Origin of the sequence: Sphingobacterium sp. 40-24 (assembly GCF_001899705.1) — a bacterium.
Lineage (GTDB): Bacteria > Bacteroidota > Bacteroidia > Sphingobacteriales > Sphingobacteriaceae > Sphingobacterium > Sphingobacterium multivorum.
This window is the reverse complement of record NZ_MKWH01000021.1, coordinates 200,683-217,003: the sequence shown is the minus strand read 5'-3', so window position 1 is coordinate 217,003 and position 16,321 is coordinate 200,683. Positions and strand designations below refer to the sequence as shown.

Sequence of the window (16,321 nt, the reverse complement as noted above, 5' to 3'; positions counted from 1 at the left end):
TGAGCAATAACACCGCTATTTGGGGTGCAATAAAAAAGGGCTTTCGTTGTGAAAGCCCTTTTTTATGAATCTGTGTTTTCTCTCAGCAAGAGAAAACCTTTGTGATCTCGTTTGGAGCTGCTGGTGACAGCGAAATTACGAAGGTTTTAATGAATATTTTTGCAGTTTCTCAACCACAAGGGTGCTGCCTGATGAACGCTATTCCCTGAATGTTGCACTACTTCAAACAAGCGAGGTAACGTTTGATCGTTTCCTCTAACCCTAAGTATAGTGCATCGGATATAAGCGCATGGCCTATGCTTACTTCCAGCAGCTCAGGAATGTGCTGGTTGAAATATTGCAGGTTGTTGAGGTCCAGGTCATGGCCTGCATTTAGACCTAATCCAACTTCACGTGCTTTTAATGCAGCTTTGAAATAGGGTTTTATTGCAAGTTCTTTATCGAAGCCATACTCTGTAGCAAATCCTTCTGTATAGAGCTCAATGCGATCTGTTCCTGTTTCGGCCGCGGCCTCTACCATTTCTTCGACGGGATCAACAAAGATAGAAACACGTATACCTGCATCTTTGAACAATTTACACATATCTTGTAGATAGGCTTTGTTTTTAATGGTATCCCAGCCATGGTTAGAGGTTAATTGTCCTTCGGTATCGGGCACTAAGGTTACCTGTGCTGGTTTATTGGCCAATACAAGGTCAATAAACTTCTGTTCTTGGCAATTCCCTTCAATATTGAGTTCGGTCTGGATTTCTGCTTTTAGATCAAAAACATCCTGATATCGAATATGTCTTTCATCAGGTCGTGGATGCACAGTGATACCTTGAGCGCCAAAACGTTCACAGGCTAGTGCCGCAGATACTAGATTGGGGTTATTGCCACCTCTAGAATTTCTGAGCGTTGCGATTTTATTGATATTTACTGAAAGTCTAGTCATTTTCCTGTATGTTATGATGTAAAAATACAAATAATATCTATTTTTTTTTAACTTGCATATATGGATGGAATCGACTATAGCCTGTTTAGCGGCTTTCGCCTATTGGACGTTATTGATATCATATTGGTAGCGATTATTATCTACTATATCTATAGTTTGATTAGGGGGACCATTGCCGTTAATATCCTGATTGGCGTAGCACTGTTTTATGGCGTTTATATTGTCGTCAAACAGATGCATATGCGCTTGCTGACTGAGATATTTGGCGGTTTTATATCCGTAGGATCAATTGCTTTGATTGTTGTATTCCAGCAGGAAATCAGGCGGTTCTTACTACACGTGGGAAAGAATATATCCATGAAACGAAAAAAAGTTTTTTGGTCGTTTATCGGGAATAAAAAGGCAATACAAAAAGATTTGACGGAGGATCTAAAACCCGTTATTGAAGCCTGTAGAAGCATGTCGCGTACACGGACGGGAGCCCTATTAGTTTTCTCAAAGTATTTTGACGAGGAATATTATCAAAGCAGCGGTGAGTATATTGATGCCCATATCTCCAAGCGCTTGATTGAAAGTATCTTTCATAAAAATAGCCCATTACATGATGGTGCGGTGGTTATTGTTGATTTTAAGATTATGACAGCATCTTGTGTGCTACCATTGTCGGATAGTGAGGATTTACCGCTGCAATTCGGACTACGGCATCGCGCTGCAATTGGAGTGACGGAAATCTCGGATGCGATTGCCGTTATCGTCTCTGAAGAGACTGGTGAGATATCTTTTGCGAAGGATGGAAACGTCAATATGAACGTTTCACCAGAAGAACTTGAGCAATTGCTAAAAGACGAGTTATAAAATAAAAAGCTGAGCTATAAAAAAGGTTTTAAATGCCAATGCCCCCAAAAAGTTAGACACTTTCTGGGGGCATTTTTAGATAGAGATACCTATTTCTTTGCAGCGTTGATCACTTGTGTATTTAATTTGATGTATTCGCCATTTTTATCTGCTGTGGCAACTTCAAGACCTTTGGTTGCTGTTTCTATTGCACCTTTTTTATCACCAGCTTTTAATTGAGCTTTTGCTTTCCAATAAAGGACGTGGGCAGCTTTGGGTTGAGCTTTGGCTGCTTCGTCAAACCAGTTTAGTGCTTTATTTAGATCTAAGTTATTGCTGAAGTAATATTGGGCTGCGGCAAAATAAGGCTTTTTCTCTCCTTTCATCGCCTCGTCAATAGCAGCTAATATTTTAGCTTGTTGATTGACTTTGAGGTCGACCTTTACTGCTGTTTTTTCCCAAGCCAGACTCAATACAGCACCTGTAGGTGTAACATTGTCAAAAGAGACGGTAAATGTCTCCACTGGATTTGTTAAGGCCTGTGGTTTAACATTGAATCGTAAGGCATCTTCGGTTTGTTTATAAGTATAGGCGCCCCATTGTTTTGTGTTTTTACTAATAATAATGGTCCACTCTGATTTGTTCGGGATCGTGAAAAGCGCATAGGTTCCGGCAGAAAGCTTATGTCCATTCAACTCAACATCACCTTCAAAGGTTAATGTGGTATTTGTATTTGCACCTGTGCGCCATACTTCGTTGTAAGGAACAAGATCACCAAAAATCTTACGGCCGTTCATGCTTGGACGACTATAGTTTAGCGTCACATTTTCAATCCCTAATCCCTGTGTGATTGTTTGAGCACTACTTGCTGCAGGTAGTTTTAACTGAGCAAAGGATTCGTTTGCAGTAAACATCAGGGCTGCTGCAAAAGCAATGGCAAAGAATTTCTTTTTCATTTGTTCGATAATTACATTGTGAGCTTGTTTGCTCGATTATTTATGAATATAGAATTTTGCGACTTAATGGTTGAGGCTCATTTATTTCGGTTGAGGCACTCTACATCATGGCATTTGAAATGAACCCTGTTGCAATCGAACGAAGATTCATCACTTAAAAATAGGAAGAATTTCACAAAAAAGGGCATCTATTTTTAGACGCCCTTTCGTTATACCAATATTTTGTTTTGATATTAATTTTCTTTTCCGATTTTGTGCCCTTTCGTGGCAAAAAACAAGATATATAAGTATGCTGGAACCATTGCAAAGAGAAATGCATGTTGAAAATCAACATGTAAAGTGTCCTTCAGGTAACCATAGATTAAAGGCCAAATTGCTCCTCCGGCAATACCCATAATCATAATGCCAGATCCTGTTTTTGTAAATCGTCCCAGCCCTTTGATTCCCAGAGGGAAAATAGCTGGCCACATCAATGCATTTGCGACACCTAATAAGGCAACAAAGATATAGGACGTTAGACCTGTAGAAAATGCGGAAATTGCAGTGAAGGTAATTCCGACAATTGTACAGATACGCAACGCTGTCTGTTGTGATACGAATTTTGGAATAGAAATAATACCAATAAAATAACCAACAAGCATGCAGACAAGGGTGAAAGTAGTACCATATTTGACAAAAAATGGAGGTAGAGATAATAATCTTCCATAAGTGCCAATGATATCACCTGCCATTACTTCCACTGCTACGCAGAAGAAGATAGCGAGAAATCCTAAAAATAGATGTGGAAACTGGAAGATACTTGTCTTTTTAGTACCAGATACAGTAGCTTCATCTGTTGTTTCTTCTTCCTTATTGACATCAACCTCTGGCATTTTTACCGCGAATACGACAATAGCTAGAATCGCAACACCAATGGCTACGCCAATATAAGGACCGTGAAGTCTTTCCGATAATTCAGCGAGCAAAGCATCATGCTCTGCCCCCGCTTTCAGTTCTTTAATTTTGCTGGAAATACTGTCGTAATCTTTTAATAAAATACTTCCTAAAACCACTGGTACTATCATACCGGCTGTTTTATTGAAAATCCCTACAATAGAGATCCGCTGGGCAGCACTTTCTATTGGCCCGATGATACTGAGGTATGGATTGATCGCAGTCTGTAATAGCGCCATACCTGAAGCTTGGACAAAGATTGCAACAAGGAAGAGTTGATAGCTTAGGTTAGATGCGGCTGGAATAATAATAACTGCACCAATAATAATTAAGACCAAACTGGCAACTAGGCCATTTTTAAAACCTATTTTACCTAAAATCCATGAACTCGGCAATGCCAGGAAAAAATAGGCTATATACGAGGCAAAAAGGATTAAAAACGCTTGTGTATCTGTCTCCAAATTAAATGCCAATCGTACAAATGGAATCAATGCCCCATTGGCCCAGGTGATATACCCCAGAATAAAAAATAATGCACAGCAAATAAGCATAGGAACTATCGCTGTTTTACCCGAATTAGGATTAGTGGTCATTTTTTTTAATTATATTTAGTTAAGTTATCGTTCACAGATTGGAAATCAGTCAAAAAAATAGCTTTAGACAAACGATTGCATGCAATTTTTGTTGATTTTTAAAATATCCATCCTACAAGACTACTTAAATTTATTGAATATTGGAAATAAATAAAGGCATATTTTTGGAGTATTTTGATAATTAATTGGCAAAAAAAAGGAGGATAAATTGTGAAATTTATCCTCCTTTGCTTATAAACGTTGTCGAATTTTAATTAGACCAAGTTGATAAATCGAGTTAGCAGGAGCCAGACAGTCCTCTTCATTTTGGAACGATTGCTACTGTAAGCCTTGAGATACAATTTAATTTGTTGAAACGGTCGTACATTTTTATTTCCCAAATATGTGTGGACCGACCAATGTGTATTGGACTACATTTCGCGGTGATTACACCGCTACTGACCGGGCGTATGTGATTGGCATTTACTTCAAGTCCCACACCGCGGTATTTGTCAGGGTCAACCACGAGATTGGATGCGATACTTCCCAAAGATTCCGCCAGAACGACAGAAGCACCGCCATGTAAAATGCCGTGCGGCTGTTTGACTTTATCTGTTACAGGCATGGTCGCCGTGATGGAGTTGTCATCTATTTCTGTTGCTTGAATTTCGAGCAGACCTGACAGATATTTATTGAAGAATACGTTAATTTCCTCAATGCTGTAATGCTGAAACCAAATTTTTGACATCGTCTGAGTTTAAATAACGTTCTTGGATAATAATGCGGTGATGATTGAGATGGCCCGCAATGACATACAAAAGCGCTTTTACACTTGTCAGCCGTTCAGATGCCATGCCCTTACGTTCTAGTTCCACATCGTTAAAACTATTGAAAAGCATCATGTTAGCTTTGCGAAGAAAGGTGAATTCTTTGCTTAAACTTTCTAATGTACGGTCGTTGTAACGGGAATATTGAATGAGATAGTCTTGGTCATACCCGGCAAGCTCTTTAAGGTCATTACGTGAAAAACGCAATGCCCGGTAAGCCATGATACGCTCATTATCGATGACGTGGCCAACAACTTCTTTGATGGTCCACTTATCTTCGGCGTATTTAAAATTACCTCTTTCCTCAGGAATCGTGTCCAGAAATGCTGGAAAGGAGAGCGTTTGTTCTTCTAGTGCATCAAACACGTTATCGACGACAGTCTCAATATAAGGTGCGTAGACTGCTGGATATTCGTCAGATTTGAGTGGCTTCATATTTTAAATTGCTTTTTAAGATTATTCGAAATGTTGTTCCTTTACCTACTTCAGATTCTTTTACAAAAATTTGTCCCTGGTGGTACCGCACCATTCTTTTTGTCAGACTAAGGCCAAGCCCCCAACCTCTTTTCCGTGTTGTGAAACCCGGCTGGAAAACAGATTCAAAATTAGATCTCGGAATTCCTTTGCCCGTATCACTAATGTCTATAAAAATTTCTTCTTTCGCAATATTTTCTGAAATATTAACAGTTATCTTTCCTTCTGTGCCAATGGCATTTACTCCGTTTTTCAATAAATTTTCGATAATCCAATCAAAGAGTGGAATATTGAGTTGTGCTTCAAGATGTGTGTCTCCTTTTAATTCGAAAGCAATTTTATTACTGGTTCGTATGCGAAAATAATCCATGTAATTTTTGATGACATCATAGAGGTTATGGTTGGTCAGTACGGGGGTAGATCCTATTTTGGAGAAGCGGTCAGCGACGATTTCAAGTCGTTTAATGTCATTTTCCATTTCATTTAGCGTGTCATCGTCTTCGGCATCAAATTTTATGCGAATCAATTCTAACCAGCCCATCAGCGACGAAATAGGGGTGCCTAACTGATGAGCCGCTTCTTTGGTTAATCCGACCCAAACTAGATTTTGTTCAGATTTTCGGATGGAGTTGAAAACCGTATAGGCAATAATGAGAAAGAGGGCAATCAATGATAATTGTACATAAGGAAACACCCTTAACTGTTGCAAAAACCAAGAATCCTTATAATAAACATGCCATTTTTGACCATTTTCCAATTCCAATGTAATCGGAGGATGGCTCTTCTTCATAAACGCGAGCTGCTTTTGAAAATATGCCGGATCATAATCGAGATGTTTTGTAACACTGTCGTTGTGTCCGGGTTTAATATTTGTCTTTGTGGAATCGAGGTTACGCCAGAAAATAATGTCTTCCTTATCGTCAGTAATAATTGCTGGTAAATTGAGACTGTCTCTTACGGCGTAAATAAACGTAATGAATTCATCATCAACGTCGGGCATGGTCATGATATTTTTGGTACTCATAGCCCATACCTCAGCCTTTGAACGTTCGGCATGCGCAAGATTTCGAACGAGGTAGTTGGTATAAACCAAAGAGGCGACAGCAATGACTGCTGCAAAGATAAGCAAGATAAATTTCCAGCGTTGCTGGCTAATCTGATAGGGTTTCATGATTACGTATTCGTGTCCTTCATTTGCAAATTACTGAATAAATGTCTGTTTTCTGCACTTTTATTTCATTGAAGAAGTTAACGTACCATCCAAATCAAAAATTTTGTGGTAATTTTGCGGCATGAGTTCAGAAAGAAAAGTAAGAGTGCGTTTTGCACCGAGCCCGACAGGTGGTCTTCACCTTGGTGGGGTACGTACAGCTTTGTTTAATTTTCTCTATGCGCGTCAGCATCAGGGAGATTTTATTTTACGTGTCGAGGATACGGACCAAACTCGTTTTGTCCCAGGTGCTGAGGAGTATATCAACGAATGTTTAGCATGGTGTGGTCTGTCTCCAGATGAAAGCCCGTTAAAAGGGGGCGAGTACGGACCTTACCGTCAAAGTGAGCGAAAACCATCTTACCGGAAATATGCTGAGCAGTTGATCGAGAATGGTTATGCTTATTATGCATTTGATACTGCAGAGGAATTGGATGAGCAACGTAAGTTGCAGCCTAATTTTCGCTATAGCCACGAAAATAGACTTCAATTGCGTAATTCATTGAGTCTGTCTGAGACTGAAACTCAACAATTATTGGATGCGGGGACTCCGCATACCATTCGTATAAAGATTCCTACCGATGAAACGGTAACATTCACTGATATGATCCGTGGAAAGGTTGCTTTTGATACAAATCTTGTCGATGACAAGGTGTTGCTTAAAGCAGATGGCATGCCGACTTATCATCTGGCAGTTGTTGTCGATGATAAAGCTATGGAAATATCGCATGTTTTCCGTGGTGAAGAGTGGTTGCCTTCGGCGCCTATCCATATTTTATTGTGGGAATACCTCGGCTGGGGTGATAGCATGCCCGACTGGGCACACCTTCCATTAATTCTGAAACCAGATGGAAATGGTAAATTAAGTAAGCGTGATGGCGATCGCTTGGGCTTCCCTGTTTATGCAATGAACTGGACTGATGCGAAATCTGGTGATACAACAAAAGGATTCCGTGAGATGGGCTTCTTGCCAGAAGCTTTTGTCAATATGCTTGGGGTGTTGGGCTGGAATGATGGAACTGAACAGGAGATTTTCTCCTTAGATGAATTGATCCAGAAATTTGGTGTTGACCGTATCAGTAAAGCTGGGGCAAAATTTGATTTTGAAAAAGCAAAATGGTTCAACCATGAATGGATTAAACGCACATCGACAGAATCTCTGTTGCCACAGATCAATACAGTTTTGGAGCATCATCAAGTCGAAGCCGATGCCGCTTATGTGAGCCGGGTATTGGATGCCGTGAAAGAACGTTTAACCTTTGTTGAAGACTTTTGGAGCCAGGCGTCCTTCTTCTTCTCGCAACCTGCGGAATATGATTTGAGCGCCGTAAAACCTAAATGGTCTGCTGAGAAAACAGCATTTTTTGAGCATATTAACCAATCATTCGAAGGATTTAATACCTGGAAGGCTGCTGAATTGGAAACCTTCTTCAAAGATGCGATTCAGGCATCAGGGATGAAGATGGGTGAGCTTATGATGCCATTCCGGATTATGCTGGTAGGGGGTAAGTTTGGACCAGATGTATTTCAGATTGTTGAATTACTTGGTCAACAAGAGGTCATAGCGCGTGTGAAAAAAGCACTTAAAGAATTCGATGCTTAAATAGCTTTAAGTACGAGATACCGAAAAGGGGTTGTCTGCATTGCTATGCAAACAGCCCCTTTTTTCTGAAAGCGGTTGTTTATTGATTGCTGTTGTTTTTATCAAGTCATCAATGCGCGATTAAGTCATCAATGCGCGCGCGATACGCGGTTGATTAGCCAAAAAGAATCTTCCGTTCGGTTTCTTAACTGTTGTTGCTCGCGAAATCATGGAGCTTGTCTATAGGGGGGGAGCGGCCTCATTTACAAGTATGGTATCCTTAGGCGCATGAAAAGTGTTTTGGCTGGGCCGAATAAAAATATTAGCCCCGTTATTAGTATTCCTAGTATCCCTAGATAAGTAAATATCTCCATGTTACTGATTAACGTTGCTTGCTGACTTAGGGTTCCCGAAATACTTTTGCTGGCAATACGGCTTGCTATCTGATCGCCATATATTCCGGCATATTTCTCCATTAATGTATCCCAATAGTTTATTGTTAGGGGACTGCTTGTATTCAATGTTTGTTCGAGTTGAATATAATGTTTTTGATTTAGTACATAACTGACGTTTTGGATAAGAGAAAATCCGACATTCGTACTCCAGAACCGAGCTGTTGTGCCCATAAGACCTGCATTGCCAACGTGATGGGATTCGACACCAGTCAAGATATAGATAACAAGCGGTGTAAAGAGCCATCCCTGACCTATTCCTTGAATAAACAAAGGAAGACCGATTGCCCAAATTGTGGTGTCAGGGTAAAATGTGGGTACAAATAGAAAACATGAGGTCGCCAAAATCAAAAAGCCGAAACCAAAGATATATTTAGGAGATACATCGCGCAGGAGTAAAAAACCTGAACTACCGACACCCAGTATTGTGCCAAACACGTTGATGTACTGTACATCAATAATATAATGCCAGGGCCACTTCCAAACTGTAGCCATTACAGTATAAACATTATTGAGGCAGCTACGAATAATATAAAACAGAAAAAACAGGGTAACACCAAAGATCACATTTTTGTATCTCAAGATCTCAAAATGAAAAAGGGGTCTTTTGACCGTCTTTTGTTTAATCATAAAGAGTGCGCCGAAAATAAGGGAAAGGGCGAAGTTTATGGTGATATTGGCGTGTTCAAACCAATAGTATTTGCGACCATAAATTAAGACATAAGCTCCACAGCTCAATGATATCAATAAAAACAAGCAACTTGCCAGATCTAATTGATAGAGGGGGAATTTTTTACCCAAGCGATTATTGTTAAGTAACAGCAAAGCTATTGCAATCACAATCAAATGCCAATAGAGGACGACGTGGATCATATCTTGCCATCCGTAATCCATAATACTTTCTTTGAGTAAGGAGGTCGTTAAAGTTGATCCCGTAAGCATAAAGGTGTACAGGAAAAAATAAGCAATCGTACGGCTTTTGGCATGCCTAATTTGCATCATAAGCAAGGGAAGAAAGCAAGCTCCTTCCAATACACAGAAAATACCTTCTACCACGCGCAGAATGCCAATAAGAAATGGATCTCTTGTCAGCGAAATGCCTAGTAGGATCAAAATGGAAAGACTGCAGGTCAAAAGAATATATGTTCTTACTCTGAAGAAGGAAAATAGCCGCTGAAATAGAAGTAAAGCAACGACAATGGCGCCATACATCAGGGATAGAAAATACTGAATATCCTCGGCTTCAATGTCCAGTACCGAAGCGGTAAATGCCGTATTGGAATGGAAGAGAGACATTAACATGAGATGTGGGAACATCGCTAATATCATTAACGGAAGTTTTATCCATTCGGGCACCCAACTATAGTATAAAGATTTATTCATACGCATGATGATTAGGATTGATGGGTAGCATGGATAACCACATTCATACCGGCACGCAATTTCTTAAGATCCTGTTTTGGATCAAATACAATTTTAATAGGAATCCGTTGTTCAATCTTTACGAAATTTCCGGTTGCATTGTCTTGAGGTATCACGGAAAATTTGGAACCTGATGCTGGGGAAAAAGAGTGAATTTTTCCTTTAAAACTAAGTTTGGGAAAGGCATCAACCTGTATCGTGACTACAGTACCTTCTGAAAGGTTTTCGAGTTGAGTCTCTCTAAAATTAGCGTTGATCCATTTTTCCTCGCTAATGACGTTGGCTAGTGTCTGGCCTTCCTTTACAAATTGTCCTGGTTGGATCGTTCGTTTGCCAACAAAGCCATCGTAGGGTGCGGTTACTACGGTATAGGAGAGAAAAAGCTGTGCATTTGTTTTCGCAGCCTTTTTGATATTGATATTAGCTCTTGCCGGCAATTCGTTTGCTTTTTCTTTGCTGCTGTTCAGTTGAGCTGAATTATATTCTTCCGTAATGGCGTGCAATTGCGCCAATGCGATATCGTATGCTGCTTTGGCATTATCGTACTGCTGTTTGGTGGCAGCCTCAGCTTCAAATAAATTCTTGAACCGATTGTAATCCTGTTGGGTCTGCCATACACTTACTTTTGCAGCCTCTAATCTTGCCTTTTGAACCGAAATACTATTAGCTGCCGCATCGGCTGTTTTGCTGAGAACCTCGGCATTTCTCTCACTACTTTGGAGTTCGGCATTCGCCATATCCACCTTGGTTTGATACTCGCTCGCGTCTATAATAAGCAGCGTGTCGCCTCGATGAACATATTGATTTTCCTCAAATCGTACCTCTTTAATAAAACCAGCGATTCTACTGGCAATGGGTGTAACATATTGATCAATTTGAGCGTCATTTGTCGTGACATACTGATTAGTAAAAATGAGGTGTCTGACTAAGACGCCAATACCGGTCAATAATAATAGGCTGGCAAATATGACGAGCACTTTATTAAATCCTTTTGTTTTGTCTTTTTTATCTTCTTTATTCATTGTTGTTTAATTGCGCGTTTTTCAATTGTTTGCTTTGCCTGTGCTTATTCCTTTGTATGTGCTTGACGTATCCTTTACCTTAAAATCATCAAAGCTTCCAGCTCAAAAAGTCTCGGAGCCATTCATCCAGTTCAGCTATGCTGTACTCGAAGTAGCAATTTTTCTGGTTTTGTATTTGACTTAAACAGGAGTACTCGGAATACGAGCAAATTTCCTCTGAGCACATGAGCATATGGCTGTACAAAGATACTGTGAGATAGAAACGTTTTGTTTTGTATAGTCGGACGAATATATGTTCATTTGCGCCATGTTGTAGGAAAAGTGTAATTTTAAGTTATGGAAGAGGAAAAACTGGCAGCTATTGATGCTGATCAATATGATTTTTATGTAGACCACATGTATGTCGATCGTATCGATTCTCGGGAGTATAAACATAAAAAGGCACGGTTGCTCTATGCCGAAGGTGGAATTGTTCATGTGTTTACAGCAACAAAGCACTGGTACTTACCGGCAAGATTTTACATGTGGATTCCGGCAAATACAACCTATCATCTGGAAAGCACAAGCTCCCGTATCCCGCTATATAGTTTTTATTTCAAAGAGCGGCAGCAGATGCCGTCCGTACTTTCAGTACCGAATATATTTCTTAGCAATGATCTGGTGCGTGAAATGTTTTTATTTGCTCAGGATTGGAGCGGAGGGGTCAGTAAAACGGCCGATTATTCAAAATACTGTCTCTTGCGCGCGATGATGGCTATCATTCCGGATACAAGTTCACCAATAGATGCTTTCCCGATGCAGCATCCCTATCCTAAAAGTGAGAAACTCAGGAGTGTGGCTAGATATCTGAACAGCAACATTGATCAGGCCTTTACCATAGAACAGATTGCGGCTCGCTTTGGAATGAGTAGCCGCTCGTTGTCCAGACTTTTCAAAGACGATATGGGCATCAGTTATATTCGGTTTTTAAGAGCCATACGAATTGCAAAAGCTTTGGAGCTGATGTCAGAGAATAGCTATTCCATTCTAGAAATAGCCATGCGCGTGGGATACAACGAGCTGTCTTCTTTTAGTAATATTTTTACGCGTGTAACGGGTATCCGTCCATCGATATATATGGCGAAGATTAATGAATATAAACAGTAATATTTTATTAGGCCAAAAGTTCCTGCAGATCTTCCTGAGATAGTGACTTGATAAAGCTTTCTTCTGTCGTGATCAGGCTTTGTGCAATCGATTTCTTTTTATTCTGTAAAGCCAGTATCTTTTCTTCGACGGTATCTTTACTGATAAATTTATAGATAAACACATTGCGCGTTTGACCGATGCGGTGTGAACGGTCTACGGCCTGTTGTTCCACAGCTGGATTCCACCACGGATCCAGAATAAAAACATAGTCCGCTTCAATCAGATTGAGTCCCACCCCACCTGCTTTTATCGATATAAGAAATAACTTAGTATCGTTGTTTTTACGAAATTGGCTAACGGCTTCATCCCGGTTCTTTGTGCCGCCATCTAGGTAGGCATAATTTATTCCTTTATTATCGAAATACTGACGGAAGATATTGAGCTGTTTTACGAACTGGGAGAAAATCAGTACTTTGTTGCCCCTTTGCATGACCATCTCAAGCGTTTCAATGACAGCGTCGAACTTGCCGGAAGCACCCGAGAACTTCTCATCCACCATTCGGGGATGATTGGCTAATTGTCGGAGCTTTGTCAAGCCCTGCAACAGCGCAATTTGGGTAGATTTTGGCTTGCTGTCCAATTGTCCGTCAAGAATGGCATTGCGATATTCAGATTTGACTTTTTCGTACAACTCGGATTGTTTTTCAGTCATTTCACAATAAAGTACCTGTTCAGTTTTTGGCGGTAATTCTGTTGCCACCTGATCTTTTGTACGTCTTAATATAAAAGGTTTGACAATCGCTTGAAGACGCTGCGCCTTTTCTTCATCTTTTTTCTTTTCTATGGGCTGTACAAATTCCTTCTGAAAATAGGTATAGCTTCCTAGTAATCCTGGATTGGTGAAGTGCATCTGTGCCCAAAGATCCGAAACGGAATTTTCTACAGGAGTTCCACTCAAGGCCAATTTGTTTTTGCTTTTTAGGCTTTTGATGGCTTTAAACGATTTGGAAGTTGGGTTTTTGATATTCTGGCTCTCATCGAGGATAATGTAATTAAAATAAAAGCCACTCAAGGTTTCTTCATCAATGCGGGCAATCCCGTAGGTAGTAATGACCAAATCATATTTAGCGAAAAGCGAGGCATCTTTAATGCGGTTGTTTCCGGTATGAAGGTGAATATTAAGCTGTGGCGCAAATTGCTGTGCTTCTTTTTGCCAGTTGTATACCAATGATGTTGGCAAGACCAAAAGTGAGGTACGGACATCCTGTTCGTCTTGGAGTTGTTCTTTTTGCTGTTGCAATAACGCTAAAGTCTGTATGGTTTTACCTAAACCCATATCATCTGCAAGACAGCCGCCAAATTTATACTGCTTCAAAAAATTAAACCAATTGTATCCTGCTTTTTGGTATGGGCGAAGATTTCCCTTGAAATGTTTTGGTTCGGGAATATCAGCAATCTCTTCAAAGTTGGCTAGATTCTGTAGTTTTCGTGTAAATACCAGTTTTGTATGCTCACTAATTTCAAAGAGTAGACCAATATGTACCTTATTTAGTTTGAGCTCATGTCGGTCTGCAGAAAATTGGAAGAGATGGTTGTATTTTGCAAACCATTCTTCCGGAATCATGGCAATTTCTCCATTTGGTAAGGTGAATTCCTTAATATTATTAAGGATATGGTTGCGCAGCTGAATAAATGGAATCTCATAGGGCCCAAATTTTGCGATAGCACTTATATCAAACCAATCATTGTCTTCATCAATGGAGATATCTAAGGAGGTGTGCCCTATGAAGAAGCGTTTTTCTTCACTATTTTGTATAATGTGGAATCCAAGAGCCTCCAGTTGTTCTTGATGGTTGTTCATCCAGTCAAATACTGAAAGCCGTTTTCCAGTTTGGTTTGCTGGCGTTAATAAGCCGAGTTGGAGATCAACATCCTGTAGTCCCAATTTTTTTAAGCTTTCATGTTGTTGTTCTTCCCATTGCAACGATCGTTTGACACGGTGGAATATATATTGATCATCTTGCGCATTATATTCCATACGAACAGTAACCTTATTCTCGGCTCCCGCGGTAAAGGTATGCGGTCCGTACTTGAATTGCAGTTGTAATTGCGAGGCTCCATCCTCGACATAAATCAAATGGAGGAGTGGAATTGCTTGGTGCTGGTGGGTCTGAATTTCAAATCCTTCGGCATAGACATGATAACGTTCAATCAGTCCACATACAAAGGTTTCGAAATATTTTTTTTCAGTGCTTCTACCGACAGAAATGTAACGTTTATTCAGGAAAGGGCTGAGCTTCTTGCCCTCAAGGGCCTGATCGAAATAATACAGGGTATTGTTTAAAAGTAACCATGCTTGTACATTGGTCAAGACAATGGCATTTTTGAACATAAACTCCAGACGCTGATTTTCGTATTTGATTGTCGGGAAATAACGTGTTTCTTCTTCGTTTCGTCGAAAATGAAATAGAATCGATGCCGCAGAGGTTGCCAATTTAATTTCTTGATCTGCTGGATAACCATCTTTGCTCATCATGAAAAGTGGTTTGTCTCCAATAGCTTCAAAAAATTGGATCATTTTTTCATCTATTTTAGGCCGAAGAAGTTCATACAACTTTTTATCGAAAACTTTGGAAAAGAAATCGACAGGTCTAATTGCTTTTTTATAGTATTTTTTGATGAGATTCGTTTGTTCGATTTCATCGAGCAATCGAATCAGTTTGTAATCTACTTCATCCAATTCCGCGGCGTAAGCATCGACAGTATTGCTAAATATACGCTGATAACGTAGTGAGTAAGTCCCGTTGGGATTGAGTTTGACCATGTGTGGCTCAATAAGATAGCCAAGATAGGGATGCTCACATATAGAATAAACGATTTTATATACTGGAAATGACTTTGACTGTTGCATTAAAAATAGCGGACCTTATAAATAAAGGTTTCTAATATACAATAAAATATACCATTAATTGCAATTTGCACGTTGAAATTTTAAAAATCGATTCCAAGGGATAGCCTCGTTAAGATCCTGTACTAACCTTCATTATGAAGTTGTTCACAGGTATCGTTAAATGCCAAAGATAACAGGTCGTCCTTCACGGCTTGATTTACCTGAGTTGAAAATTTGAGTTGTAATTAGCTTGACTCGCTATAGGAGTAAAAATCTAATAGTTTCCTTCAAAGACAAATTGTGCTGGACCTTTTAAGAATACCTCTGAGAAATGGGAGCCCTTCTTATGGAATGAAATATAAAGCTGCCCTCCTAATACGCGGATAGGAATAGTGATATCACCTTCTAAATTTTGCTGCAGGGCAACAGCCATCGCTGCTGCAGTTGCTCCAGTGCCGCAGGCATAGGTTTCATCTTCAACACCGCGCTCAAAAGTACGGAGGAAATAACCATCTCCTTCCGCTTCAATGAAATTTACATTGATGCCTTCTTTTTCATAAGTAGCATTGTTGCGAATTGCGTAGCCATCTTGGAAGACATTTTTATCCTGCAGATTTTTTACAAACTCAACATAATGTGGAGACCCCGTTTGTAATACATAAGCTTCACCATCACGTGTATAATCTTGTACATCGATCATTTGCAGGTTGACAAGGTCTGCTGCTAGCGAGGCATGGTGTATGCCGTCTACTGCCAAAAAGACAGTTTTGTCAGTAATGATGCCTAAGTCGCGTGCAAAAGCGACGATACAACGGCCCCCGTTACCACACATGCTGCCTTCTCTGCCGTCGGCATTATAATAAATCATCTCAAAATCGTAATTTTCCTTGTTTTGAAGCAGCATTAAGCCATCGGCACCAATGCCAAATCGACGGTTACAGAGTTTTTCTACCAATGCTTCATCTGCGCGGTCAAATGCACTGTCGCGGTTGTCTACTAAAATGAAGTCATTTCCTGCGCCCTGATATTTTGAAAATCTTACTTTTGATACCATTACGTTGATTTGTAGTAACAAAAATACGTTT

13 protein-coding genes are annotated in these 16,321 nt (G+C 39.9%); 3 read left to right on the top strand and 10 right to left on the bottom strand.

All coding sequences use genetic code 11. The features are described 5' to 3' along the window. Window positions 1-217: 217 nt before the first annotated feature. On the bottom strand, window positions 218-934 hold the full coding sequence (locus BGP15_RS07770; protein ID WP_046672649.1) for a pyridoxine 5'-phosphate synthase: 717 nt from the start codon (window positions 932-934) through the stop codon (window positions 218-220). Window positions 935-994: 60 nt separating this feature from the next. Here BGP15_RS07770 and cdaA point away from each other — a divergent pair, with 60 nt between their 5' ends. Further along, window positions 995-1,789 (top strand): diadenylate cyclase CdaA, encoded by a 795-nt coding sequence (gene cdaA / locus BGP15_RS07765; RefSeq protein WP_046672648.1) that lies wholly within the window; start codon window positions 995-997, stop codon window positions 1,787-1,789. An 89-nt stretch (window positions 1,790-1,878) separates the two neighbouring features. On the opposite strand, the gene BGP15_RS07760 is transcribed toward cdaA, so the two are convergent. The 5 genes from BGP15_RS07760 to BGP15_RS07740 form a co-directional block, all read right to left on the bottom strand. Further along, window positions 1,879-2,724 carry a DUF2911 domain-containing protein gene (locus BGP15_RS07760; protein ID WP_286769156.1) on the bottom strand — a complete coding sequence of 282 codons (846 nt, stop codon included), beginning with the start codon at window positions 2,722-2,724 and terminating at the stop codon, window positions 1,879-1,881. A 233-nt stretch (window positions 2,725-2,957) separates the two neighbouring features. Further along, entirely contained in the window at window positions 2,958-4,250 is a 1,293-nt protein-coding gene (gluP, locus tag BGP15_RS07755) for a glucose/galactose MFS transporter (protein WP_236586154.1), read from the bottom strand. A gap of 301 nt (window positions 4,251-4,551) precedes the next feature. After that, window positions 4,552-4,977 carry a hotdog fold thioesterase gene (locus BGP15_RS07750; protein WP_112375037.1) on the bottom strand — a complete coding sequence of 142 codons (426 nt, stop codon included), beginning with the start codon at window positions 4,975-4,977 and terminating at the stop codon, window positions 4,552-4,554. Next, window positions 4,943-5,491 (bottom strand): DinB family protein, encoded by a 549-nt coding sequence (locus BGP15_RS07745; protein WP_046673623.1) that lies wholly within the window; start codon window positions 5,489-5,491, stop codon window positions 4,943-4,945. The genes BGP15_RS07750 and BGP15_RS07745 overlap by 35 nt, the downstream gene beginning before the upstream one ends. Then, window positions 5,472-6,701, bottom strand: coding sequence for a sensor histidine kinase (locus BGP15_RS07740; RefSeq protein WP_286769155.1), 1,230 nt, complete (start codon window positions 6,699-6,701; stop codon window positions 5,472-5,474). Before BGP15_RS07740 ends, BGP15_RS07745 begins: the two co-directional genes overlap by 20 nt. Window positions 6,702-6,822: 121 nt before the next feature. Here BGP15_RS07740 and gltX point away from each other — a divergent pair, with 121 nt between their 5' ends. Further along, window positions 6,823-8,343, top strand: coding sequence for a glutamate--tRNA ligase (gene gltX / locus BGP15_RS07735; protein ID WP_286769154.1), 1,521 nt, complete (start codon window positions 6,823-6,825; stop codon window positions 8,341-8,343). A gap of 242 nt (window positions 8,344-8,585) precedes the next feature. Here gltX and BGP15_RS07730 read toward each other — a convergent pair whose 3' ends face one another. Then, window positions 8,586-10,157, bottom strand: coding sequence for an MFS transporter (locus BGP15_RS07730; protein ID WP_286769153.1), 1,572 nt, complete (start codon window positions 10,155-10,157; stop codon window positions 8,586-8,588). 11 nt (window positions 10,158-10,168) lie between these two features. Further along, window positions 10,169-11,218 (bottom strand): HlyD family secretion protein, encoded by a 1,050-nt coding sequence (locus BGP15_RS07725; protein ID WP_286769152.1) that lies wholly within the window; start codon window positions 11,216-11,218, stop codon window positions 10,169-10,171. A gap of 336 nt (window positions 11,219-11,554) precedes the next feature. Here BGP15_RS07725 and BGP15_RS07720 point away from each other — a divergent pair, with 336 nt between their 5' ends. Further along, on the top strand, window positions 11,555-12,364 hold the full coding sequence (locus BGP15_RS07720; protein WP_286769151.1) for an AraC family transcriptional regulator: 810 nt from the start codon (window positions 11,555-11,557) through the stop codon (window positions 12,362-12,364). A gap of 7 nt (window positions 12,365-12,371) precedes the next feature. Here BGP15_RS07720 and BGP15_RS07715 read toward each other — a convergent pair whose 3' ends face one another. Together BGP15_RS07715 and dapF are read right to left on the bottom strand one after the other, a co-directional pair. Continuing rightward, window positions 12,372-15,257: a DEAD/DEAH box helicase gene (locus BGP15_RS07715; protein WP_286769150.1), complete on the bottom strand. Its 2,886-nt coding sequence runs from the start codon at window positions 15,255-15,257 to the stop codon at window positions 12,372-12,374. 253 nt (window positions 15,258-15,510) lie between these two features. Then, complete coding sequence (dapF, locus tag BGP15_RS07710) at window positions 15,511-16,290, bottom strand: diaminopimelate epimerase (RefSeq protein WP_286769149.1); 780 nt, start codon at window positions 16,288-16,290, stop codon at window positions 15,511-15,513. Window positions 16,291-16,321 lie beyond the last annotated feature (31 nt).

What these genes read in the sequence shown, in the direction of transcription:
- BGP15_RS07770 (WP_046672649.1), bottom strand. Translation starts at nt 934, where the DNA reads ATGACTAGACTTTCAGTAAATATCAATAAAATCGCAACGCTCAGAAAT.
- cdaA (WP_046672648.1), top strand. Translation starts at nt 995, where the DNA reads ATGGATGGAATCGACTATAGCCTGTTTAGCGGCTTTCGCCTATTGGAC.
- BGP15_RS07760 (WP_286769156.1), bottom strand. Translation starts at nt 2,724, where the DNA reads ATGAAAAAGAAATTCTTTGCCATTGCTTTTGCAGCAGCCCTGATGTTT.
- gluP (WP_236586154.1), bottom strand. Translation starts at nt 4,250, where the DNA reads ATGACCACTAATCCTAATTCGGGTAAAACAGCGATAGTTCCTATGCTT.
- BGP15_RS07750 (WP_112375037.1), bottom strand. Translation starts at nt 4,977, where the DNA reads ATGTCAAAAATTTGGTTTCAGCATTACAGCATTGAGGAAATTAACGTA.
- BGP15_RS07745 (WP_046673623.1), bottom strand. Translation starts at nt 5,491, where the DNA reads ATGAAGCCACTCAAATCTGACGAATATCCAGCAGTCTACGCACCTTAT.
- BGP15_RS07740 (WP_286769155.1), bottom strand. Translation starts at nt 6,701, where the DNA reads ATGAAACCCTATCAGATTAGCCAGCAACGCTGGAAATTTATCTTGCTT.
- gltX (WP_286769154.1), top strand. Translation starts at nt 6,823, where the DNA reads ATGAGTTCAGAAAGAAAAGTAAGAGTGCGTTTTGCACCGAGCCCGACA.
- BGP15_RS07730 (WP_286769153.1), bottom strand. Translation starts at nt 10,157, where the DNA reads ATGAATAAATCTTTATACTATAGTTGGGTGCCCGAATGGATAAAACTT.
- BGP15_RS07725 (WP_286769152.1), bottom strand. Translation starts at nt 11,218, where the DNA reads ATGAATAAAGAAGATAAAAAAGACAAAACAAAAGGATTTAATAAAGTG.
- BGP15_RS07720 (WP_286769151.1), top strand. Translation starts at nt 11,555, where the DNA reads ATGGAAGAGGAAAAACTGGCAGCTATTGATGCTGATCAATATGATTTT.
- BGP15_RS07715 (WP_286769150.1), bottom strand. Translation starts at nt 15,257, where the DNA reads ATGCAACAGTCAAAGTCATTTCCAGTATATAAAATCGTTTATTCTATA.
- dapF (WP_286769149.1), bottom strand. Translation starts at nt 16,290, where the DNA reads ATGGTATCAAAAGTAAGATTTTCAAAATATCAGGGCGCAGGAAATGAC.